This is a genomic window from Leptotrichia sp. HSP-342 (assembly GCF_041199995.1).
In the GTDB taxonomy this organism is placed as follows: domain Bacteria; phylum Fusobacteriota; class Fusobacteriia; order Fusobacteriales; family Leptotrichiaceae; genus Leptotrichia; species Leptotrichia mesophila.
The window spans coordinates 1,714,144-1,737,426 of record NZ_CP165646.1 but is presented as its reverse complement, the minus strand read 5'-3'; the positions used below and the strand labels follow the sequence as shown (position 1 = coordinate 1,737,426).

At 28.6% G+C, this 23,283-nt stretch carries 19 protein-coding genes and 1 riboswitch; of the genes, 12 read left to right on the top strand and 7 right to left on the bottom strand.

Features of this window, described 5'->3' with window-relative positions:
• Positions 1-374 precede the first annotated feature (374 nt).
• The 4 genes from AB8B23_RS08815 to ribE all read right to left on the bottom strand — a co-directional run bounded on the left by AB8B23_RS08815 (position 375) and on the right by ribE (position 4,181).
• The gene (locus AB8B23_RS08815) at positions 375-1,595 is read right to left on the bottom strand and encodes a bifunctional 3,4-dihydroxy-2-butanone-4-phosphate synthase/GTP cyclohydrolase II (RefSeq protein WP_369712432.1); all 1,221 of its coding nucleotides are present in this window, start codon (positions 1,593-1,595) and stop codon (positions 375-377) included.
• 34 nt (positions 1,596-1,629) lie between these two features.
• Positions 1,630-2,307: a riboflavin synthase gene (locus AB8B23_RS08810; protein ID WP_369712431.1), complete on the bottom strand. Its 678-nt coding sequence runs from the start codon at positions 2,305-2,307 to the stop codon at positions 1,630-1,632.
• 95 nt (positions 2,308-2,402) lie between these two features.
• A complete protein-coding gene (gene ribD, locus AB8B23_RS08805; protein WP_369712430.1) occupies positions 2,403-3,518 on the bottom strand; it encodes a bifunctional diaminohydroxyphosphoribosylaminopyrimidine deaminase/5-amino-6-(5-phosphoribosylamino)uracil reductase RibD in 1,116 nt (371 codons plus the stop codon).
• A 198-nt stretch (positions 3,519-3,716) separates the two neighbouring features.
• On the bottom strand, positions 3,717-4,181 hold the full coding sequence (ribE, locus tag AB8B23_RS08800; RefSeq protein ID WP_369712429.1) for a 6,7-dimethyl-8-ribityllumazine synthase: 465 nt from the start codon (positions 4,179-4,181) through the stop codon (positions 3,717-3,719).
• 192 nt (positions 4,182-4,373) lie between these two features.
• Positions 4,374-4,511, bottom strand: a riboswitch (FMN riboswitch).
• 229 nt (positions 4,512-4,740) lie between these two features.
• Here ribE and AB8B23_RS08795 point away from each other — a divergent pair.
• The 5 genes from AB8B23_RS08795 (at position 4,741) to AB8B23_RS08775 (ending at position 13,758) form a co-directional block, all read left to right on the top strand.
• On the top strand, positions 4,741-6,048 hold the full coding sequence (locus tag AB8B23_RS08795) for a leucine-rich repeat domain-containing protein (RefSeq protein WP_369712428.1): 1,308 nt from the start codon (positions 4,741-4,743) through the stop codon (positions 6,046-6,048).
• 120 nt (positions 6,049-6,168) lie between these two features.
• Positions 6,169-10,167: a PAAR-like protein gene (locus AB8B23_RS08790; protein ID WP_369712427.1), complete on the top strand. Its 3,999-nt coding sequence runs from the start codon at positions 6,169-6,171 to the stop codon at positions 10,165-10,167.
• Positions 10,168-10,319: 152 nt separating this feature from the next.
• Positions 10,320-10,478, top strand: a complete 159-nt coding sequence (locus tag AB8B23_RS08785; RefSeq protein ID WP_369712426.1) for a hypothetical protein — start codon at positions 10,320-10,322, stop codon at positions 10,476-10,478.
• 209 nt (positions 10,479-10,687) lie between these two features.
• Entirely contained in the window at positions 10,688-12,853 is a 2,166-nt protein-coding gene (locus AB8B23_RS08780) for a transcriptional regulator (protein WP_369713927.1), read from the top strand.
• A gap of 23 nt (positions 12,854-12,876) precedes the next feature.
• On the top strand, positions 12,877-13,758 hold the full coding sequence (locus AB8B23_RS08775; RefSeq protein ID WP_369712425.1) for a hypothetical protein: 882 nt from the start codon (positions 12,877-12,879) through the stop codon (positions 13,756-13,758).
• A 240-nt stretch (positions 13,759-13,998) separates the two neighbouring features.
• Here AB8B23_RS08775 and AB8B23_RS08770 read toward each other — a convergent pair whose 3' ends face one another.
• Complete coding sequence (locus AB8B23_RS08770; RefSeq protein ID WP_021743086.1) at positions 13,999-14,511, bottom strand: hypothetical protein; 513 nt, start codon at positions 14,509-14,511, stop codon at positions 13,999-14,001.
• Between the two features lie 243 nt (positions 14,512-14,754).
• Here AB8B23_RS08770 and AB8B23_RS08765 point away from each other — a divergent pair, with 243 nt between their 5' ends.
• On the top strand, positions 14,755-14,952 hold the full coding sequence (locus AB8B23_RS08765) for a cold-shock protein (protein ID WP_015769847.1): 198 nt from the start codon (positions 14,755-14,757) through the stop codon (positions 14,950-14,952).
• Between the two features lie 202 nt (positions 14,953-15,154).
• Entirely contained in the window at positions 15,155-16,012 is an 858-nt protein-coding gene (locus AB8B23_RS08760) for a histidinol-phosphatase HisJ family protein (protein WP_369712424.1), read from the top strand.
• Positions 16,013-16,063: 51 nt separating this feature from the next.
• Here the strand turns inward: AB8B23_RS08760 and AB8B23_RS08755 are convergent, their stop codons facing one another.
• On the bottom strand, positions 16,064-16,816 hold the full coding sequence (locus AB8B23_RS08755) for a lipopolysaccharide biosynthesis protein (protein ID WP_369712423.1): 753 nt from the start codon (positions 16,814-16,816) through the stop codon (positions 16,064-16,066).
• A gap of 154 nt (positions 16,817-16,970) precedes the next feature.
• On the opposite strand from AB8B23_RS08755, the gene AB8B23_RS08750 reads away from it, so the two are divergent.
• Both AB8B23_RS08750 and rlmD read left to right on the top strand, forming a co-directional pair.
• Positions 16,971-18,119: a pyridoxal phosphate-dependent aminotransferase gene (locus AB8B23_RS08750; RefSeq protein ID WP_369712422.1), complete on the top strand. Its 1,149-nt coding sequence runs from the start codon at positions 16,971-16,973 to the stop codon at positions 18,117-18,119.
• Positions 18,120-18,149: 30 nt separating this feature from the next.
• Complete coding sequence (gene rlmD / locus AB8B23_RS08745) at positions 18,150-19,583, top strand: 23S rRNA (uracil(1939)-C(5))-methyltransferase RlmD (protein ID WP_369712421.1); 1,434 nt, start codon at positions 18,150-18,152, stop codon at positions 19,581-19,583.
• A gap of 94 nt (positions 19,584-19,677) precedes the next feature.
• Here rlmD and nagE read toward each other — a convergent pair whose 3' ends face one another.
• Positions 19,678-21,108 carry an N-acetylglucosamine-specific PTS transporter subunit IIBC gene (gene nagE / locus AB8B23_RS08740; protein WP_021743092.1) on the bottom strand — a complete coding sequence of 477 codons (1,431 nt, stop codon included), beginning with the start codon at positions 21,106-21,108 and terminating at the stop codon, positions 19,678-19,680.
• A 565-nt stretch (positions 21,109-21,673) separates the two neighbouring features.
• Here nagE and AB8B23_RS08735 point away from each other — a divergent pair.
• The 3 genes from AB8B23_RS08735 (at position 21,674) to rpsI (ending at position 23,051) form a co-directional block, all read left to right on the top strand.
• Complete coding sequence (locus AB8B23_RS08735; RefSeq protein WP_039900873.1) at positions 21,674-22,009, top strand: hypothetical protein; 336 nt, start codon at positions 21,674-21,676, stop codon at positions 22,007-22,009.
• Positions 22,010-22,204: 195 nt separating this feature from the next.
• Positions 22,205-22,639: a 50S ribosomal protein L13 gene (gene rplM / locus AB8B23_RS08730; protein ID WP_021743094.1), complete on the top strand. Its 435-nt coding sequence runs from the start codon at positions 22,205-22,207 to the stop codon at positions 22,637-22,639.
• 13 nt (positions 22,640-22,652) lie between these two features.
• Complete coding sequence (rpsI, locus tag AB8B23_RS08725) at positions 22,653-23,051, top strand: 30S ribosomal protein S9 (RefSeq protein ID WP_369712420.1); 399 nt, start codon at positions 22,653-22,655, stop codon at positions 23,049-23,051.
• Positions 23,052-23,283 lie beyond the last annotated feature (232 nt).

Below are 23,283 nucleotides of genomic sequence, written 5' to 3'. Positions count from 1 at the left end.
ATGATAAAGTCAAAAGTTTTTGGATTATGTTTTTTTATACCTATAATTATTTTGTATAAAAATATTATTTAATAATTGATAAAAAGTATCTAAAAATATTTATGAGTTGAAGATTTTGAATGAAGAAATATTTTTTTCAAAATTAGATTTTTGCTTAGAACTTATAGAAGACATTTAATTTTTTATTACTTGAAGAATATTTTATAAAAGGAAATTATGAAAAATTTAAGAAATAAATAAGGAGAATTGTTGAAAGTTAAATTAAAATAATGGAAATTACTTTAAAATAGAGTTAATTTTATAAAAAGCTTAAAATAAAAACTCAGATATTTTAGCAAAATAGCCATAATACCTGAGTTAATTGAATCAATTTTCTATAAATTTTGTTTCAATAAATGTCCCATTTTTTCTTTTTTTACCTTTAAATAACTTTTATCCACATCATTTGCAGTAATTTCAATTTCTGTACGTCCAGCAACTTTAATCCCGTATTTTTCGAGTCCTTCAATTTTTTTTGGATTATTAGTTTTTAAAATAATTGATTTTATTCCTAAATCCTTTATAATCTGTGCTGCTACAGCATAATCTCTTAAATCATCAGAAAATCCCAATTTATGATTTGCTTCAACAGTATCATAGCCTTCATCCTGAAGCTTATATGCCTTTAATTTATTCAAAATACCAATTCCACGTCCTTCTTGACGTAGATAGATTAAAAGACCTTCTTCACTTTCTTCCAGTTCATATAAGGCTCTATGAAGCTGTTCTTGACAATCACACCGTCTTGAACCAAAAACATCACCGGTCAGGCATTCAGAGTGAAGTCTGACAGTGACATTTTCTTTATTCTTTATTTCCCCTTTCATAACAGCAATATATTCTTTATGTTCAATTTTGTCACTATAACCTGCAAAAGTAAAGTTTCCAAATTGTGTTGGAATATCAACAACTGCTTCGTTTTTAACTAATATTTCGTTTTTTTTTATGTAAACAATTAAATCATCAATTGTAATTAATTTTAAATTATGTTTTTGGCAAAATTCAAACAAATCATTTCGACGAGCCATTTCCCCATCTTCTCTTAAAATTTCCATAATTACACCTATATCAGAAAATCCAGCAAGTTTAGATAATTCAACAGCAGCCTCAGTATGTCCTTTTCTTTCAAGAACGCCACCTTCACGTGCGATTAGCGGAAATATATGTCCTGGTTTTCTAAAGTCTTTTGCGGTTTTTAGAGGATTTGCCAAGTCTTTTATTGTTTTTAGTCTATCACCTGCAGAAATTCCAGTAGTTGTACCTTCCAGCGCGTCAACTGATACTGTAAAAGCAGTTCCGTAATAATCAGTATTGTGCTGAACCATTGGATTTAGTTCAAGCTCTTCTGCACGTTTTTTAGACATTGGGACACACATAAGCCCACGTGCCTCATTAATTATAAAATTTAAAGTTTCATAAGTTACTGCATCAGCTGGAATTACAAAATCTCCTTCATTTTCTCTCTCTTCATCGTCAACAACCACTACTGGAATACCATTTTTTAAATCTTCGATGGCAGCTTCAATGCTGTCAAAATTCATCTTTTTTTCTGACATTTAAAATCACTTCTTTCTTTTATTATATTTTCAATTAGAATCCATTTTTTTGTAAAAATTCCATTGTTAAATTTGATTTTTTTTCTTTATTTTCTATATTTTGAAAATTGTCAAACTTTAATATTTTTTCAACATATTTTCCAAACAAATCTGTTTCAATATTTACAAAATCTCCAGTTTTTTTCATTCCAACGGTAATATTTTCAATTGTATGTGGAATAAGTGAAACTGAGAAAATTCCATCATTATCATTTACATCAATTACTGTAAGGCTCGCTCCATCAATCGTTACACGTCCTTTTTCAACAATGTATTTCATATTGTTTTTATAATTTTTATCCAGCTGGAATTCATACACTTTTGCAATCCCTTTGTCTGTAATTGATACAATTTTAGCCTCACAGTCAACATCTCCCATTACAAGATGTCCGCCTAAAAAAGTCATAAGTGTAAGTGACTTTTCAAGATTTACAATATCTCCAGCTTTAGCACGTTTTAAACCGCTTTTTTCAATAGTTTCAAACATTACATCGGCAGTAAAGTCATTTCCATTTAGTTTTGTAACAGTCAGACACACGCCATTTACAGCGATACTATCTCCAATTTGTGCTTTTTCAGCGACTTTTTTTCCCCTTATTGTAATTTCGATACTTGCAGCTTTTTTTGCAATATCAATAATTTTTCCAGTTTCTTCAACTAAACCAGTAAACATGATTTTCTCCTGATTTTTAATTTTTTTATTTTAAATTATAGTAGTTCCAGTTTAAAATGATAATAGAAAATTAGTCTGTACTTATAGTCAATCTGTTAATTATAATTTTTTTGTAAAAATTCCATTCCAACATTTTCACTATAAACATTATATTTTACATTTTTTAAAACAATAGCTTCATTCATATTTTTCTTATCAAATCCAGTAATAAAAGATTTTCCTTCAATATCGCCTAAAATTTTATTAGCAATGAAAATTTCCCCAGCATCAACAACATCTTCTTCAAATGCCTGTGAAATAAGAGATTGACCACCTTCTAATAAAATTGAGTCGATTCCAAAGGTTCCAATTTTTTCAAGGATTTCTTTAAAACTAAATTTTGTATCATTTAAAAATACAAATTTAACCTTGTTATTTTTAGAAAAATCTAACTGCTTTTCAGAATTTTTATTTTTTTCTGATGTAATAATTATGGTTTTTTCATCAATATTTTCCTTAATAACAGTATAATCTTTTTCAGTTTTTAAATGTGGATCAATAATTATTCTATATGGATTTACACCGTTTTCAATTCTCGCAGTAAGACTTGGATTATCAGCTAGAATAGTATTTATCCCAACCATTATTCCCATAAATTTATTTCGGTAAAATTGTACTTTTTCACGTGCCGCTTCGTTTGTAATCCATTTGGAATTTCCTGTTTTTGTAGCAATTTTTCCATCTAGAGTAATCGCACATTTTAAGAATAAATATGGTAATTTTGTCATAATATATTTGAAAAACACTTGGTTTATTTTGTCGCATTCTTCTTTCAAAATATTTTCAGTAACTTCAATTCCAGCATTTTTCAATATTTGTATACCTTTTCCAGCTACTTTTGGATTTGGATCAGATGAGCCAATAACACATCTTTTTAATCCCAAATTTACAATTTTTTCTGCACAAGGCGGCGTTTTTCCATAATGCGAGCAAGGTTCCAATGTAACATAAATTGTTGCATCTGACAAATCTTTAGAGTTTTTTGAAGCTTCATCCAAGGCATAAACTTCGGCGTGAGGTCCTCCAAAATACTTGTGATAGCCAGTTCCAATAATTTTTCCATTTTGAACGACAACAGCTCCAACCATTGGATTGGGATTTACTGATCCAGCACCTTTTTTTGCCAGTTCAATTGCTATTTTCATATATTTTTCATCAACATTTTCACTCATTTTATTTTTTCCTTTATTATAGTAAAACTGATTTAAAACTAAACTCAAAAGGCTATGACTATTTTACTCAAACCCTAAATTTATATAATTTTTAGTAGTTTAATTTTAAATAGGTTTGAGTATAATTCATGATGCTATCAATTAAATTTATAATTTTATTTTTATCAAAATTTTCTGAAAATTTTACAAAAATATTTTTTATCCAATTTCTTTTATTAAATTAATCATTTCGATTGCAGAAAATGCAGCATCTGCGCCTTTATTTCCAGCTTTTGTTCCGGCTCTTTCAATAGCTTCTTCAATGTTGTTTGTAGTTAAAACTCCAAAAATTACAGGTAATTCACTTTGCAATGAAATTTGGGCAACTCCTTTTGAAACTTCTGCACAAACATAGTCAAAGTGTGGTGTAGAACCTTTTATAACAGCTCCAAGAGTAATTATTGCATCATATTTTTGTGTATTTGCTAATTTTTTTGCAATTAGTGGTATTTCAAAAGCTCCTGGAACCCAAGCGATATCAATATTTTCTTCAGAAACATCATTTCTTTTTAATACATCCAAAGCCCCTCCAATCAATTTTGAAGTAATGAATTCATTAAATCTTCCAGCTACAATAGATATTTTTACATTTCTTCCATCAAATTTTCCTTCAAAAGTTCTCATTTTTAAATCATCCTCTCATTATTTAATTTTTTATTTTCATTTAAAACTAAAAAAGCCAAGAATACTAAGATTCAAGGCTTTTATATAAAGGTAGGTAATTTTAATTTGTAATTATTATAATTCTGAATTTTACATAAATAACTGAGTTATATACAACAAAATTATTTAATAAATTCATATTAAAAATTAATCATTTCACTTCTACCATCTAGACTGTAACTATCGGTACTGGAATTGCACCAGTTCATGTCGTTTTAATTTTATTTAAAATAAAAACAACTCGTGGACTTTACCACCGGTCGGGAATTTCGCCCTGCCCTGAAGTTTTAAATTTATTTTCTAAATTAATAATATCACTTTTTTATTATAATTACAAGCACTTTTTCAAAATAATATAAAATTTTTAGGAAAAAACCATTTTTTTATTGACAAAATTTAAAACATAAGGTATCATTATATAGATTAAAATAAAATGAATAAATATAAAAATATTAAAAAATATTTATATAAAATAAATTTTTTATTAATTAAAATAATAATATAAATAATAGGAGGAAAAATGAGAAAAATACTAAAAATTTCAATTTTTATAGTATTTATAGCATGTAGTAACAGTAAAAGTGATGAGTTGAAAGAAAATAGAAATACAAATGAACAAATGGCACAAATTCATACAATTTCCAAAAAAGATAAAAGCTGTACTGAACTAGAAAAATATAATATTAATGCTGAAAAAATAGACTTGAGAAATAAAGGGTTGGAAGAGATAAATTGCATTGTAAATTACAAAAATTTAAAAATTCTTGATTTACGTTGGAATAGAATAAAGGACATAAAGCCGTTAGAAAATCTAAAAAGAATGGAAGTATTGAAAATAAATTTTAATCAGATAGAAGATGTAAAACCGTTATTAAATTTGCCAAATTTAAGGGAACTATGGATACATAACAATAAAATAAGTGATATTAGAGGGATTGGAAAATTAGCAAAGCTCGAACACTTGGATGTAAGTTTTAATCCGTTAAAAAACGGAGTTGAGGAAATTTCTAGATTAAAAAACTTAAAAAGGCTGGAATTACGTGAAGTTCCAAAAGAAATTGTGGATTATGTATATGAAAATTATCGTAATTTTATGATTCCTAAAAAAATATTTATAGAAGAAAGATACTCGGAACTTACTGCAAAGAGAGAAAATATGATAAAATATTCTAATTTTTCAGAATTTGAGAGCAAAATAAACGGTTTTGAAACAGTAAAGATTATAAAAGAGCTTTCTACAAAGGAAATTGCACTGGATAAACTTCCAAAAGAAATTTACAAGATAGTTGATGAATATAATAAAAATTCTAAAGAAGCAGATGATAAAGTGGAGGGGGCAGCTTTTTTTACAAATAATATTTACTCAATATACACTCTTACATATCCTTATGCTTATGCGGGACAATCAAATAGTGAAACTTTTTTTACAAAAAATGGAAAAATAATAGTAAAAGATATAGTAAATTTAGATTCACAATTGGAAAGCATTGATGGAAATAATCTGTTTTTATCAATAGTTGCAGCAAGTGGGGGGACCAATTATGTGATAACGGATATGAAAAGTGAACATTTATGGCGTGAAGAAGTTAGAGATTTTGGGCTAGTATCACCTAAGAGAACAGGTAAAATTTTTATAACGACTTCAAAGGAAAATGTTGTTAATGTAAGAGAAAACAATGGTTCAGATAGCTCAATAATTCATAAATTAGCGAATAACGTTACAGTTGAGGAAATTTTAAATGAAGGTGCCTGGAAATATGTGTATTTTTATAATAAAGACGGGGGATATTATATGAAAGGATATATACATAAAAGCCAGTTAAAATAGTTTATGATAAAATTAATTATAAATAAGAATATAGCAAACAAAGAAGGAATGTAATAATTTTATTTAAATTGATAAAATTAATTTTGTGAAAGTTTTAAGATTTAAAGGGGGAAATTGATTGTGGTAAATAGAAAATTTAATGGAGTAGATATTGGGGATAGTGCGGTTGCATTTTTTGAAAAATTAGCCAAGCTGGAAAGTGGAGGAAAATATGATTTAGCAGACCAAAAATACTATATTGGAAAATATCAAATAGGAACTGATGTTTTGATGGATATGGGATGGCTACCAAAAGGATCAACTTGGGCAAATGCCAGATTTATTGGTGAAGGTGCCACAAAATGGAAGTTAACAGGAAAACAAAGTTTTTTGAATACTCCAGCAGCACAAGATGAAGTAATTATGCGTTCTGTAAAAATGAGATGGGCAACTTTGAAAAAACATAAGGATAAAATTTGTAAAAATGTAGCAGTTCCTAGAAATGCAGTTTACAAAGCACCAGGAAAAGTAACAGCTTCTGAAGCAAGAGTAAAAACAATAATAATGAAAAAAAGAAATCAAGGCTATAAAGCAGAAGATTTGAGAGGAAAAAGTTTTTTGCTTACATCATCTGGAATGCTTGCAGCATCGCATTTATGTGGACAAGGTGCAATGTCTAATGCTTTGGAAAATAACTTTAAAGGAGTATGGGGAATACCAGTAGATGGAAATTCCATGCCTTCACTGCTTTATGCTGAAAATTTAGCAGGACATGACTTATCAGTAATTATTGGATTCAAGGATAATTGTGAAGTTGGACATAAAGTTGTGGAGAAAAATCATACTCAGACTGATAATAAAAATATAAATAAACAGGCTACAGTTCAGCAGAAACCTAAAAATAATATTTCAAATAATTCTCAATCAAAACCAGTACAAATGCAAAAATCTGTTTCAACCTCAAATACTACAAAAATAGAAAATGTTGAAAATACCAGCAAAGTGGGAGTATTCACATTTAATGGACAGAAATTTGAGGAAGTTTGGGATAGCGAAGAGTATAAAAGAGACAGATCTGAAAATGGAAAAGCTCCTGAATTAGCCTTTGTAAATCCTGAAGAGTCTATTCTAAAGAGACTGAAGGCTAAATTTCAAGATGAAAATCTTTATAATCAGGATTATGTAAAATATTTGGAAACTAAGACTGGAAAAAAGGTGCTGGAAGAAAATAAGGAAGATATAAATATTATTTTGAAAATGTATGATGAGGCAACAAAAGGCAACGAAAATATTGGGAATGTAATAAGACAGCATGGATTCGATATTTTGAGAGGAAGAGAAGAGAATAATGAAGTTTTGCGGATACAGGATATAGTTTATTATATTTATTCGTACCCTATTCCAAATAAAACTAGCATAGAGTCGCTGGAATACGTAATTAGCCAATATTCAGCAAAATACATTAAATTTCCTGATAAAAAGCCTGTAAATAAATTTAAGAAGCAAAATGATTATGTGGATAAAATACAAGGTGTGATTCAGATACATGTAAAAGATGAGGAAGTTAAGATTGAAAAAAATCAATTACCTGAAAAATATGATAAATATATACAAGGAATAAAGGATATTGATGAAATTATTATAAAAGTCAGTAAAAAACAGCCATCAGAATTGCAAAAATCAAGATGTGAAAATTTGATAAGAGAACTTGGAGAAAATGTATTAGAATACGAAAAAACATATTCTATAGATGAAAATGGAGTCAGACAGTTTCCTTTATCAAGAAGGTTAATTGACAATATAATAATTGAATTTTTGAAGGTTCAGACTGGATTTAAGGAAGAAAATGAAATTAAGTATTTTGATAATCATAAATATAGAGATAGTAATATAGTTAGAAATTATCTGTTATGGTATATAAAAAAACACAAGGGAATAGATTTACCTTCGAAAAGTGAAATGGGACTATTTGACAGGCTTCAAAAAATTGGAAAAGATATAAGGGTAACTACTGTTCTTAATAACTGGATAACTTCAAAATCAGCAATAAAAGTACGAAATATTAGACAAATAAGTAATTTGATTGATGAAGTCTATGAAAATTATAGGGATGATTCAGATTTTGAGAAAGATAAAAGCATTATTTTGGGATTATTTAAAGATAGCAAAGAATTGCGAGATTATGCATCAAATATTGATTCTATGGACTTGTATTCGTTTTATAAATCATTTTATGATTTGCAGAATATTATAAATCCTACTGGAGAATTATTTGTAAATACTAACTGCATGTTAAAATGCACGCTTGGAAAGGATATAAGCAGGCTAATAATAAATGAAGATAGAGTTATGCTTAGAGGAGCAAAGCAGGCAAATATAAATGATACAAATATTCAGCCTTTTAAATCATGTAGTGCTATCGGGATTTGTCAGCCAGCATTAATAGGGACATGGGAGAAAAATACAGATGTGAAAGTAAGAGACAGGCCTGCATTACTGGATATTTCAACTATACAATGTATGCACGGTGGAATAATAAGTATTGATGATGCTGGACAAAAAGAAGTAGGAACAGCAGTTACCAAAACGGAAGAAGTTAAGGAAGCTGAGAGAGATGCAGATTGTCAATATAAACTGTTAATAAATATTTGTAGCGATATAAATAATAATTTTATGCAGACACAGCTGAAAAAAGAGGCACAAAAATATGCTAAATGGAAAAAATATAAAGCTGGAGTAATGGACAATATGCGTTCTTACTTTTCAAAAGATGTAAAAAATATGCTTGGAATGAGAAAATTAAGTGAGTCTCAAAAGAAAAATAAAGAAAATTTTATAAAGATAAACAAAGCAAAAATGCAAATTGCAAATCAAGAAGTTACTACAGAAAAAGAAAAATATCTAAGAAAAAGAATCTATACCGTATTCAAAGAAGCTTATAAAAATGTAAAACAAAAGTCAGAGCCTAAATTTGATACGAAAGGAGTAGTAAAAAATCACGGATTAAGCCTATGTGATTATGAAAGGAAAAATTTCTATTCTGCAAAAATGCTCCCAGTAATAACTTATGGTTATTTAATGCGAGCTGGAAATCTAACTATAACAGAAAATGCAAAAAAATTGATTGAATCAGAATTAAATAGTGATATAAACACTACAAATACAGAACAAATAAAATTACAAAACTACAAAATAAAAAATAATGTAAAACAGGCAAAAGCAGTTCCAAAACAAAGAATAAAATCATCAGATATATCAAACTGGATTGGAATAGGGAAAATGCTTTATACTTCTACAAAACACGTTCCAACTGCAAGAGATATATTAAATGCTATAAGAAAAAATGGAAAAAGTGTGGCAGTGTGTCCGTTTAGCCAAGGAGTGTGGGATGATACTCATAGTTCATCAAGTAGAATAAGTGCGAGTAATAGTGTTGATAAAAAAGTGGAGAATAATTCTGAAACTAAGATTAATGGAAATGAAAGTAAAAATTTACAAAATAATACACAAACTATAAAAAGCGGATTAGAGAAGGTTCCTGATATTAAACCTGCGGAACAAAAAAATAATGTTAAGGGTAAAAATAATATTTCAAATATTTCAACTTCAAAACAGATTCCAACTTTAAATCCAAAAGAAAGTGAAAAGAAAAATTGTTTAACTTGTCCGCATGAAAATCAGAAATTGGATTGTAGAGATACTTGGGATAAGGTTACTAACGAAAGAATAGAAAAACTAGATCCTAGAATAAGATGTACAGTAAAACATTTGATAAATTTTATGGAAGATAAATATAAAATAAGAATGAGAGTCACAGATGGATATAGGAGTCACGCTCAGCAAAATGAACTTTATAAAAAAGGAAGAACAACAAAAGGGCCTGTAGTAACATGGGTTAAAGCAGGGTATAGTTATCATAATTATGGTTTAGCTGTTGATGTCTGTACAATAGAAAATGGAAAAGCATATTGGAGAGAAAAAGATTATAAGTTATTTAATAATGAAGCTGTAAAATTTGGTGCAGAATGGGGAATTAAGTTTAAAGACAAACCACATTTTCAATTTAGATTTGGTAAGACAGCAAGTCAACATTATCAAGATTATAAAAATAGAGGAAACAAATTAAGTTATATGCTTTAAAAAATATAATAATTAGGTTATTTTGTGCTTTTTAAGATATTTCTGAATAGAAGATAGCAAAACTGATAAAAAATAAATTCCGATATAAGAGAAGAAGAAAAATGTCTAGATTATAAAGATGGCTCTAAAAAAGATTAAGGAGAGGTGCTAAAATGAATGATAAATTTAGAATACATTTTGAAATAATTTACAAGAAGAGGAAAAGAAAATATGTTGAATATTATGAAAACGGGAAAATAAAGGGCTCTTTGACATTTCATGAAAATGGGGATATAAGTGGTGAAGGAGAAAATGTTTATTATACAGAATAAAATTTAAAAATAAAATTGAAAATAATGATATTGACAAAATCTTGATTATAGTGTATCATTATATTAATTAAAATTAAATTAAAAATAATAAAGAAGGGGGAAAATAAAGTTATTTGAAATATTGTATAAAAGTAGTTTAAACGGATTGCAAAAAGTTGATAGCCAGTAATTAATTTTTATATGATGCTAAGAATAATTTTAAAATGAAAATGGGGAATAAAAATGTTATAAATCAGACTAATCGAACGATTTTATTTGAGGAAATTAATCCAGAGAAAATGGATATCTTGACGCTTATTAATGATGCGAGGGATATGGATTCGCTGGATGATGAGAATGTTATTGAGATTAACAAGCACCTTTTAGTTGGGAGTTTTGAGGAATTTTTGGAAAAATTTGATCCAAAGGTGTACAGTTATTTTGATGCAGAGAGTCAGAGTATTAAGTATATTTTGAAAAAGCCGGAGGGAGTACCTGAGGATTTGGTGACAGAAATTAAGATTAATAATGGGAATACGTTTTTTAAAATGCTTAGTACATTGATTGAGGCTAGAAAGTCGCAAGGGAACAGGAATGTAGATTTTAAGTTTGAAAATATTTTGGAGCTAATTTCACCAAAAAAAGTTATTGAGGATATTAAGCAGACAAGAAAAGAGATTGCTTATATTTATCAGAAATATGAAGAACTAGATGATGAAAATCCTAAAAAACTGGAATTAGGGGATAAACTTAATTCAAAGTTTGAAGAAGCTTCAGAAAATTACAGCAATGTACTTGGAATGTTGCCACTTGCGATTGAAGACATAAAAACTCGACTTTTAATTGGAAGTGATACCAATAATTTTAAGTCTGAGAAAATAAAACTTGGAATGTTACAAGTGGGAGAAAAAGGGGAACTTGAAGTAATTGAGTATAAGCAGGAAAATCAGACGGCTCTTGCACTGATTGAAGAAAAAAATACAACAGCTTTAGTTGAGGCTTTTAGGGATGACTATGAAAATGTGACAGATGAGCCGAATAAATATATCAGCGATTTAGTTGTCAGAACATTTGTACCGCTTGCAAAGACATTTGTAGATGTTGATCCTGAACAGGAAGTTGAAAATTATAATAATTATTTGGCATTTTATAAATCGGCACAGGAAGATTTTATAAAAATTGCAAAACCTTTGATTGAAAAAATATTAGGTGTAAAAATGTTTTTTGAACAGTATGATGTAAGAATGGGACTTATGAAACCGACTCTTTTAATTACAAATGTAAAGCCTGAAATGGTCGTAAAAGCTGGAAATAAAGATAAATTACGTGCGTTTTTGAACACAACTAATGAAAAAAATGATTTTGATAACACGGTATGGTTTGGAATTTATCCGAATGTTGATTTGGATACGAAAAAATCTGAGAAAAAAGTTCGTGAAAGATTTATGGGAACGAAGAATGAAGAGAAAACTGAAAAAAATACAATTGAAGTATTGACAAACTTAATGACTGTATTAGCAGAATATAGAGTTCAAGTATTTTTTAGTTTTGAAGGGAAGCCTGAAACTTCGTTTGATAATCTTGCTACAACAGGTGTAGATAAATATATTGAAAAAACTCAAATTCTTGAAAATCAGAGATATTCTGAATATTTGATCCCAGTAATCCCTAATTTTACGATAATTCCAAAGGATAAATCGGGTGTTATGCTGGATTATAAAATGAAATTTGAAGAAGAAACAGGGGTATCACTTTCAAAAGAACAGGAGGATTTGTTAAAATTCTGGATAGAAGGAGTGTATATTGATGCGGCTTATGTGGCAGCAGGGATAATTGGTGCCACACAATGTCCAAATTATCTAAAGGAAAGATTTTCAAATGTATCGCCACAATATCCGGGAGTACGTTTTGACATTGAGGAAAAAGACAATTCTTATCATGCAAAAACAACAATGTCCAAGGAAATATCAGGATTTACAAATACAATAAAGGATAGAATAAATCAGTTTAACTATGGATTTGTATTTTCATCAGATAATGCAAATGTGTCACGTGAAAAAATACGGAATATAGTTGTGTATAAGGCAAGAACTTTGTTAAAAAATCTGGATGGAGGGTATGAGCCGCTTTATAAGACACTTACAACAACATATATTGAAAGAACGTTAAGATTTACAACGACAGACTTTAAAGAAGATAAGTTAAATATGTTTTTCAGTACAAATCCTGAAAGTCAGAAATCAGTCTGGTTAAAAGATACAAAATTTGTAAATGGAATCATGCAAAAAGGAGATGACTTATCCCATATAATTGATGTAGATAATGGTATTTGCCAATTAAATATAACTTTTGCCGGAAACCTGAAAAATTTACAAGTTGAAATTAATAAAAATTAGTAAAATAAAAAAATGGGGGAAAGATGATTGAGAATAAATATCCTATATTTGGGCATGGGCAAGTGATAAGCAAGCAGGCGCTTGATTTGTTGAGGGATAATCCAGCAGAATTGACAGAACTATTGTATTTGGATAGAAAAGACGGAATAATTTTAGGATTTAATCTTATTACGGATGCAGAAAGCAAACGAGTGATAATAACAAAAGGAATTGTGAAATGCAGTGGAAAAATTTTTTGGATGAATGAGGATTATAAATTTGATATGCCTGAAATCGAGAATAGATATATTTTAAAATTAAAACTATTTTCAGGTTTTGAAGAAAGAAAATTTTATGTTAGAAGTGCTGATTTTTCGTTAGAAGTTTTAAATAATCGAAAAAATATTGAAATAAAAAATGAAGATGATGTTGAAATTGGATTTGATTTAGACAATCAATTAGAAATAAACTATGAGAATTTTGAAAATACTGGAAGAAAAAAAATCGGAGAAATTGAGATAACGAGATTTATTACAAGAGTTGGAGCAGAACTTAGAAATGATTATAATAGTTTTATAGATTTAAGACGTGATTTTAATTTGCTGGAGCTGATAAATACAAAATATTCTTCAAGACATGAATTAGGAACACTTCACCCTAAAATCTTGAAATTGTTTGGGAAAGAGGCTTCTAAAAAGGAAAATTTGGATATTTATGATGTTAATTTTTATGTAAATTGCTTAAATGGAAATGTGGAAAGAGATATTATAATAGCGTATATTAATTTAAAGTTACAGATGGAAAATGAAAATTATAGTAATGAAGAGCTTTACCAATATCTAGTTAAAATTTTAGAAAATTTAGGAAAAGATAGAGAAATTTCTCAGAAAAAAAGAGTAATTCCAAGAAAAATTACAATTGAATAAAAAATTGAGATTTATTAATTTTCTAATTTCATACATTTATTATTTAAGTAGTTGAAACCAATTAGAACTACTTTTTAAGGAAATTACATAAATATTAGGTTTTAATACTTTGATAAAAAAGATTTTTAATATCTTCATTATTTAAATAAGATTTATTATTAGTATAAAAAAACTCAGGCAGTTATAAAAAATATATAATTTAACTGCTTGAGTAAATTTTTAAAGATTAACTTAATGTAATTAATCAACTGTAAATATGAATTGATTTCCAGCGTATAGGCCTAATTTATTTTTATTTAGCTTAAATGTATAAGTGCCGTCTGTTAAGCTGTCATTTTTTTCATTGAAAGTCAAGTTTTTAGTATCAACTTGCATTCCATTTTCAGATTCACCTTTATAAGTTATCTTGTATTGGTTATTTTCTTTAGAAAATACTAAAATTCTATCTTCCATTGGGATTTCTTTACCAATAAGTCTATCTACATGCTGTAAAGTCTGGCTAGATTTCACTTCTTCTGGTTTTACTTGAGAAGGAGGTTGATTGTTAGCATTTTCATTAATATTTTCAGAAGATTCTACAACTGGTTGTGCTTCCTGTGGGTTGGATTGAGAATTATTATTTGTAGTGTCGGCACTTTGCTGTTCAATTTGAATTTCATCCTGATCTTCATTTTGAGCCGCTTCTTTTTTTCCACAGCTCATTATTGCTAATATTAAAAATGTACTAATTAACATTTGTTTTTTTAAATTCATAAATTACCACATCCTTTTAAGTTTATTCTCAGTGTATATTTTATATTGTTTTTTAGGAAATTACAAGAGTTTTGTTATAATAAATTCTTAAAAATAATTAAATTTTTGAGAAAAAAAGCTATTCTTTTTTAGAAAAGTGTGGTATAATAACAATAGATAACCAAAAGCAAGTAAGTGTAACAAAAAATATATATTTGTAACAGTAACAGTTGTTTGAGGTATAAAATTTTAGGAGGTAATACTTTGTTAGGTAAAGTAAAATGGTTTAACGACAAAAAAGGATTCGGATTTATTTCAGGAGAAGATGGAAATGATTATTTCTTGCATTTCTCAAAAATTAATAAAGAAGGATTCAAAACAGTTAACGAAGGTGAAGAAGTAAGCTTTGATGTAGAAGAAGGACCAAAAGGACCTCAAGCAACAAATGTAATTTCTCAATAATCGATTAATTAACTTTTTGTTTAAAGGAAGGCTGTTTCAAAATGATAAATTTTGGAATGGCTTTTTCCTTTATATATGATTTTATTTTAAAATATAATAAAACTCTTTAAATGTGTACTTAAATGTTACAATTTGTCAATTAAACTTAACTGTATAAGTTCAAAATTAAAGAAATTAATTGTATAGAAAGAGAGGGAATATCATGTTAGTGGATTATCATATGCACTTTGAGTATGGAAGTTATGATGAGGATTATGTGAATCCGTTCTTTGAAAAAGCAAAGGAAATGGGGCTTTCAGAAATTGGAATAACGGAACATACTCACGGATTTAAGGAATTTAAGGATTTATATTATGAGGAGCTGATTTTGGATAATAGTGAAACTGGGAATTTCCAGAAAAAATGGCTTGAGCAGAAAACAAAATTCGTACATACATTGGATGAATACAGAGATTTTATAGATAAGTTAAAATCAAAAGGATACCCAGTAAAATTTGGAATAGAAGTGTGTAATTTTAAAAATCAGGAGAAAGTTAAGGAAATATTGTCTAAATATGATTTTGACTATCTGATTGTTTCAATACATTTTATTAAAGGATGGGGATTTGATTTTAGTGCTTTGAAGCATAAATTTACAGATGAGAATTTGGTGCAGATTTGGAAGGATTATGCAAAAGAGATTGAGAATGTGGCAAATACAGGGATGTATGACATCCTGGGGCATCCGTTTAACTTGAGATTATTTAAGAATATTCCAGAAAAAAAAGATGTTGATAACTTGCTTGAAAGTACTGCTAAATGCTTGAAAAAAAATAATATGATTGTGGATATAAACACAGGAACATTTTATCGTTATCCAATCAAAGAAATTACTCCATATAGAGATTTTATGGAATATGTGAAAAAATATGATATTCCTGTGATTTTGTCAAGTGATTCACATTATTCTGAACATGTTGGAATGAAAATAAAGGAAGCTGGTGAATATGCAAAGGAATTTGGAATTACTGAAATGGTAACTTTTGATAAAAGAAAGAGAAGAATGGTTGAAATAGGTTAAAAATAAAAAATAGGGATTGCCTCAGAATGCGAGATAATCCCTTTAATTTTATTAATTTTTTCTTTTTTTAATGTCTTCCCAGTCTAATGTAGTAGAAAATTCTTTCATAAATGCAATCAGAATTCCTAAAAATAATCCTAAGAATAATGAACCAGCTATAACCAGCTTTTTATTTAATGCAGGTTTTGTTACAGAATTTACATATTTAACAACTGGATTTGAGTCATTTTTTAATAGACGGTAATATGCTAATCTTGATACTAATGTGTCTGTTAAAGAGTCTTTTGTAGTCCGCACATCAATGTTTTTTGTTAAAAAGCTATATTGTTGCTCTAATAATTTTATTTGTTTATCCAAAAAATTGTTTTTTCTTTCAAGCAGATAGCCTTGTGCAAGTATTGGATACTCTTTTGCAAAATTTTCTCCTTCAGCCTTGTTATTTGTAGTGAATTTTACTTTTACTGTTGGATCATTATTTTCTGACTGTGCTGTTAATCTTGTTGTCATTTCCTTAAAGAATTTATCCTCTGGAAAATTCACATTTCTCAAAGTTTTTGAATTTTTTTTCAAGTATGAGTAAAAGTCAAAGGAATTTAGTGAAAATTGTGAGTTTTCTCCAATTTCAGTAAGTACTTTATCATTTCCATAAAGTGTAATGTCTGATTTAAAGGATTTGTTCACAAAAACAAAAGCTGTAGATAGTATCACAACTATTATCGTAGTTAAAGCGATTAAAAATTTATTTTTATAAATAATTTTAATTATCATACTGGCGTCAATTATTTGTTGATTTTTATTATCCATTTTATTTCCTTTCAAATTAAATCTATATCTTAATTCTATCAAAAAAAGTACAAAATGACAATGGGGAATTTAATAAAAATTATAAAATAAACCGAAAATATGATATAATTGGTTATAAAATTTGAAAATATAAAGTAAGAAAGAAGGTTTTTAAATGTATATAAATCCAATTATTGAAGGAATTGAAATTTCTGATATTAGAAAAATTCATGAAAGATTAGTAAATTATAAAAATGTGATAAATATGACAATTGGGGAGCCTGATATCGATGTTCCGCAGGAAGTGAAGGAAACTGTGGCGTATCATGCCTTAAATAGCAGAATAAAATATTCTCCTGTGGGAGGTATGCCAGAATTAAGAGAAAAGATTGCCAAATATTATAACGAGAATTTTTCAGGAAACTATAACGCTCAAAATGTTTTGGTGACAGTCGGTTCTACGGAAGGGCTTGCTTCGGTTTTGAAAACAATTTTGGCAAAAGATGATGAAGTGATTATTCCAACACCTGCGTATGTGGGATATGAGCCATTGATTACGATTTCTGAGGCGAAAACTAAATTTATTGACTTGGAAGAAAATAATTTTGTGTTGACAAAAGAAATTTTAGAAAAAAAAATTACTGATAAGACTAAATTAATAATTTTGACATATCCGAATAATCCATCTGGAATTACGCTTGAAGAAGAAGAAATGGTTAAAATTGTGAAATTTTTGAAAGATAAAAATATTTATTTGATAAGTGATGAAATTTATGCAGCGATTACTTTTGAGAAATTTACTTCCTTTGCAAAATTTTTTGATGAATTTAAGGAACAGCTAATTATAATTAATGGATTTTCAAAATCGCATTCAATGACAGGCTACAGACTAGGCTATATTATTGCCGATGAAAAATTACAGAATCAAGTGAAGAAAGTCAGTCAGTACAACGTGACAAGTGCCTCAACATTGTCACAATATGGAGCAATTGCTGCTCTTGACAAATGTTCTGATACAACGAAAATTTCTGAAATTTATAAAAAAAGAGTGGAATATTTTGTAAACAGACTAGAAAAATTAGGTTTTGAATGTTTAAAACCTAAAGGGGCATTTTATGTTTTTGCAACTTACAAGAATATTGAGAAGTTTAAAAATATGAAATCATTTGATTTTGTTCTTGATTTACTGGAAAAGACGGAACTTGCGATTGTACCTGGAATTACATTTCAAGTGGAGGGGTATGTAAGATTTTCAATTGTGCATGATATTCCAGTATTGGAAGAGGCTATAAAGAGGTTGGAAAAGTATATAAAAGAGAAGTAAAAATGATAATTTAGAAAATTGGAGAAATTAATGGAAAAAACGGAAAAGAAAAGTTTGAAAAAAGGAGACTTGATACAGTTAAAAATTGTAAATCTCGATACTAAGGGCAGAGCCTATGGCTTTTTTGATCAAAATAAAATTTATGTGAATATTAATGCTGCAGAAAATCAAGTTGTTGAGGGAATTTTTGTAAAAAGACGGAGAAAGTATGAGCTGATACATTGTAAAATTATTGACTTTGCTGGAAGGCAAAATGTGATATATGATGATATTGCAAGACAAAATGGAGGCTGTAACTATCAGTATTACACCTATGATGAGCAGCTTGAAATAAAGTCAGGGCATATAAAAAAAGAATTAGACAAGATTATTAAGTATGACTATATTTTTGAAGAGCCTGTCAGAAGTGTAAAGCCTGATAAATATAGAAACAAGATGGAATTTAGCTTTGGAAATGCTATAAAAGGAGGGCCTATAATTTTAGGGCTTCATAAGCAGAACAGTTTTCACGATATTGTAGAAGTTGATGGGTTAAAATTAATGGATGATAATTTTAATAAAATTTATGTTTTTTGTAATGAATTTTGTAAAAAGACAGGTTTTGATTTTTATCACAGGTTAGATCATATAGGTTTTTTTAGAAATCTTGTAATTAGAAAGGCAGAATTTACAAAACAGATTTTGGTAAATATTGTAACAACGACTCAAATTAGTGAGATAGAAAAGAAAAAATTTCAAAAAGAGTTTAAGGAAGGATTGTTAGCCTTAAATTTAGATGATGATTTTAAAATTACTGGAATTTTACACACATTTAATGATAATTTTTCGGATATGGTTATTTCCGAAAGTGAAACGATTTTGTATGGAAAACGTGATTTGACAGAGAAGATTTTTGGATTAAAATTTAAAATCAGCCCATACAGTTTTTTTCAGACAAATTCCCAGACAGTCGAAAAATTATACGGAAAAGTCTTAACATATCTTGAAGAAATTGAAAATATTAAAATTGATGAAGCAACAGTTTTTGATTTATTCAGTGGTACTGGTACAATCGGGCAAATTGTTTCAAAAAAGGCAAAGCAGGTTTATGGAATCGAATTAGTGCCAGAAGCCGTAGAAAAGGCTAATGAAAATACAAAATTAAATAATATCCAGAATGCACATTTTATCGCAGGAGATGTTTTTGTAAAATTGGATGAATTTGATAATGATGGAATCAAGCCAGATATTTTAATTTTGGATCCGCCACGTGCTGGTGTAGGTGAAAAAACTATCACAAAGCTGGTAAAATACAATACTAAAAATATAATTTATGTGTCTTGTAATCCAAAAACTTTGATGACAAATCTGATAAAGTTTGGGGAATTTGGATACAGGCTGGTTAGGTGTTCGGTGGTGGATATGTTCCCGGTTACACCGCATTTAGAGGTTGTTTGCTTGCTGGAAAAAGTAGAACAGCAATGATAAGAAGTAAATAAAATAAAAATATTTTAAAACTGCACTTTTAATCTTGTATTTAAAGTTTAAGTGCAGTTTTTATATTTATAATAATATATTTTTATAATTTTTTCATTTCATTTGCAACAAATTCAACCAATGGACCAATAATTACCTGAACATCTGTTTTAGAAGGTTTTATAATTCCTGCTGCAACTTTTTTAATTTTTTTATCATCTACTAAAGTTGAATCTTTTACTTCTAGTCTTAATCGTGTAGCACAGTTATCTATGGAAACTACATTATCTTTTCCACCTAATGCTTCATATATGATTGTAGCTACTTCTGTATGACTATTATTTGAAGTTTCTATTTTTAATTCTTCTTCATTATCCTCTTCTTCTCTTCCAGGTGTTTTTAAATTAAAGGTTTTTATCAGTACTTTAAACAACAGATAATAAGCTACTCCAAATCCAAGTCCTAGAACTAATAACATAAATGGATTGTTAGCCATTGGCATTCCTGAAGTTAGTGAAAAGTCAATAAGTCCTGCACTAAATCCAAATCCAGCTGTCCAGTGGAACATTGATGCTATAAATAAGCTTAATCCTGTTAAAAGTGCATGAACTCCATACAATAAAGGTGCTACAAACATAAATGCAAATTCAAGAGGTTCTGTCACTCCTGTTACAAACGAAGTAACTCCTGCTGCTAACATTAAAGATGCAATTTGTTTCTTTCTCTCAGGTTTAGCTTCCTGATACATTGCAAATGCGGCTGCTGGCAGTCCAAACATCATAATAGGGAAGAATCCTGCCTGATACATTCCTGTTATACCTTTTACTCCTGTTCCGCCAAGGAAGTTTTTAATATCGTTTATTCCTGCTATATCAAACCAGAAAACTGCATTTAATGCGTGGTGTAATCCTAGAGGAATTAATAGTCTGTTAAAGAATCCAAATATTCCAGCTCCTAAAGGTCCTAGTTTTAAAAATGTTTCTCCTAAAGTTACTAATGCTCCAAATATTATAGGCCATACAAAGAATAATACAGGAGATAAGATAAGCATTACGGCTGATGTCAATATTGGAACTAGTCTTTTACCACTGAAAAATGCAAAAGCCATTGGCAACTGTGTCTTATGGAATCTGTTGAATATTTCAGCAGCTATTATTCCTGATAATATTCCTATAAATGCATTATTTATTTTTCCAAAAGCTAAAGGAACTTTGTCTACATCCACTTTTGTCAAAACTGCAACGGAATCTTTTGATAATAATGTAGTTATTACTAAGAAGCCTACTAATCCTGATAATGCCGCAGAACCATCCTTCTCTTTAGACATTCCAACTGCTATTCCGACTGCAAATAATATAGGAATATTCTCCAATATGGAAGCTCCTGATTTTATTAGGAAAGCTGCTGTAGGACTGTTTGCTCCCCAACCAACAGGATCAAGTCTGTAACCTATTCCTAAAAGTATTGCTGCAGCTGGTAATACTGCAACTGGCAACATAAGTGATTTACCAATTTTCTGTAAATACTTCATCATTTTTAACCAACTCTCTTTCTATTTTTTTGTTCATATTCTTCTATCACATAGGAATATAATTTTTTTTCATTATTATTATATCTTATTTTTATACTATGTCAATATTTAAAGAAAAAAATCTTAATGTTTTTCTATTTTTTTTCTAAGTATTTTTATTTTGTTTGAAATTTTTTATGTTATTTTTTCTATCAATATATGTTTATAACAAATCTAATAAGACTATTTAATATTTCAGTTTCCCTATAATTTAACATATTATTCACCTTTCTATAATAAGGATACCTCAAAAATTTAAATAATCAATCTAAATTCTATTTCAAATATATTTGAAAAAATGTTACCATCTGCAATTTTGTTTATAAATTTATTATTTCCTTATTTTTTTTTAAGTTTATCCAAAAATACAGAAAAAACTTTACTCTAAAAATTGACATTATAATACATGTGTGGTACAATGATATTGTATTAAAAAGTATATTTTAGATTTGAACACTACTTTAAATTAAATAGATAAAATATGTAAGAATTATATTTTCAGTAAAAATAAATGGAAGGAATGATAAATATGAAAAAAATATTAATATTAGCTATAATGGCTTTAGGAATTAGTACAAATGTATTTGCTTGTTTTGGTAATAGTATGATTGAGAATATAATGGCTGATAAAATTATTCGTTCAAAAGAACTGGAAAACATAACAAAAGAAGAAATGAAACTTATTAAAAAATGTCGCATGGAGGATTCGTTAGCATATAAAATTGCCAGTTCAAAAACTCCAGAGGAAATAACAGAAAAAGAGATGAAACTTATTAAGAAACATGGATATGAGTTTTTGCTATCAGATGAATTTAGAAAACAAATAAAAAAAGAGATGACTAAAAATCTTGAGAAAAAGAAATGAGCAGATTTTTATAAGGATTAAAAGTAAAAAGAGCATTTTTTATTAATAAAATCTTTTAAATTTCTTCAAATGGAAAAATATCAAGGAAATTCTCTTGACAAGTGGGAGGAAATGATATATAATTAACTAATATGAGCCTTTCCCACAAAGGACCGTTATTCTATAAAATAGAGAATAAAAACAGGAGGAAACAAAGTGAGTAAATACACTGTAATGCAAAAAAAAGAAGAAGTTGTAAGAAATTGGTATGAGATAGATGCAGAAGGAAAAGTGCTTGGAAAATTAGCCACTGAAATCGCAGTAAGATTAATGGGTAAACACAAACCAAGCTATACACCACACGTTGATGGAGGAGATTTTGTTATCATTACAAATGCTGATAAAATCGCTGTAACAGGAAATAAATTATTAGACAAGAAATATTACAGACATAGTGGATATCCAGGTGGATTGAGAGTAAGAAGTTTAGAAGAAATGTTACAAAAACAACCTACTGAAGTAATCAGAAAAGCTGTAGAAAGAATGTTACCTAAAAATAAATTAGGAAGCCAAATGATTAACAGATTGAGATTATTCACAGGATCTGAGCATACACATACAGCACAAAAACCAGAAAGAATAGAGTTATAGGAGGTAAATTTTCGTGGCAGAAAAAATTCAATATTTAGGAACTGGAAGAAGAAAAACTTCAGTAGCAAGAGTAAGATTAGTACCAGGTGAAACTGGAGTAACAATAAATGGAAAAGATATGAGAGAATATTTTGGTGGAAGAGAAATCTTGGCTAAAATAGTAGAACAACCATTAGAATTAACAGAAACTTTAAACAAATACGGAGTAAAAGTTAGCGTAAATGGTGGTGGAAACACAGGACAAGCAGGAGCAATTAGACATGGTGTTTCAAGAGCATTATTAGTAGCTGATGCTGAATTAAGAGGAGCTTTAAAAGAAGCTGGATTCTTAACAAGAGATTCAAGAATGGTTGAAAGAAAAAAATACGGGAAAAAGAAAGCAAGAAGAAGCCCACAATTCTCAAAAAGATAATTGTATTATTTTATATACCCTTGGAAACACTGGTTTTCAGGGGTTTTTATTTTGGAAAAAGTATGGAAAAGTAGAGAAATGTATGCCTACAATATACAAGCAATATACAAAATACTATATCTTTTCCACCGCTTTTCTCAGTTCTTCAATGTCCTTATGAGTATAAAATTTTTCAGTCGTTGTATAACGGTTGTGTCCGATCAATCTTTATTATTAGACCTATTCGACAACC

Coding starts and splice junctions, on each gene's coding strand:
- AB8B23_RS08785 (WP_369712426.1), top strand. CDS start 10,320: ATGAATGATAAATTTAGAATACATTTTGAAATAATTTACAAGAAGAGG.
- AB8B23_RS08775 (WP_369712425.1), top strand. CDS start 12,877: ATGATTGAGAATAAATATCCTATATTTGGGCATGGGCAAGTGATAAGC.
- rlmD (WP_369712421.1), top strand. CDS start 18,150: ATGGAAAAAACGGAAAAGAAAAGTTTGAAAAAAGGAGACTTGATACAG.
- AB8B23_RS08735 (WP_039900873.1), top strand. CDS start 21,674: ATGAAAAAAATATTAATATTAGCTATAATGGCTTTAGGAATTAGTACA.
- AB8B23_RS08780 (WP_369713927.1), top strand. CDS start 10,688: ATGGGGAATAAAAATGTTATAAATCAGACTAATCGAACGATTTTATTT.
- ribE (WP_369712429.1), bottom strand. CDS start 4,181: ATGAGAACTTTTGAAGGAAAATTTGATGGAAGAAATGTAAAAATATCT.
- AB8B23_RS08750 (WP_369712422.1), top strand. CDS start 16,971: ATGTATATAAATCCAATTATTGAAGGAATTGAAATTTCTGATATTAGA.
- AB8B23_RS08810 (WP_369712431.1), bottom strand. CDS start 2,307: ATGTTTACTGGTTTAGTTGAAGAAACTGGAAAAATTATTGATATTGCA.
- nagE (WP_021743092.1), bottom strand. CDS start 21,108: ATGATGAAGTATTTACAGAAAATTGGTAAATCACTTATGTTGCCAGTT.
- AB8B23_RS08755 (WP_369712423.1), bottom strand. CDS start 16,816: ATGGATAATAAAAATCAACAAATAATTGACGCCAGTATGATAATTAAA.
- AB8B23_RS08815 (WP_369712432.1), bottom strand. CDS start 1,595: ATGTCAGAAAAAAAGATGAATTTTGACAGCATTGAAGCTGCCATCGAA.
- AB8B23_RS08795 (WP_369712428.1), top strand. CDS start 4,741: ATGAGAAAAATACTAAAAATTTCAATTTTTATAGTATTTATAGCATGT.
- AB8B23_RS08760 (WP_369712424.1), top strand. CDS start 15,155: ATGTTAGTGGATTATCATATGCACTTTGAGTATGGAAGTTATGATGAG.
- ribD (WP_369712430.1), bottom strand. CDS start 3,518: ATGAGTGAAAATGTTGATGAAAAATATATGAAAATAGCAATTGAACTG.
- AB8B23_RS08770 (WP_021743086.1), bottom strand. CDS start 14,511: ATGAATTTAAAAAAACAAATGTTAATTAGTACATTTTTAATATTAGCA.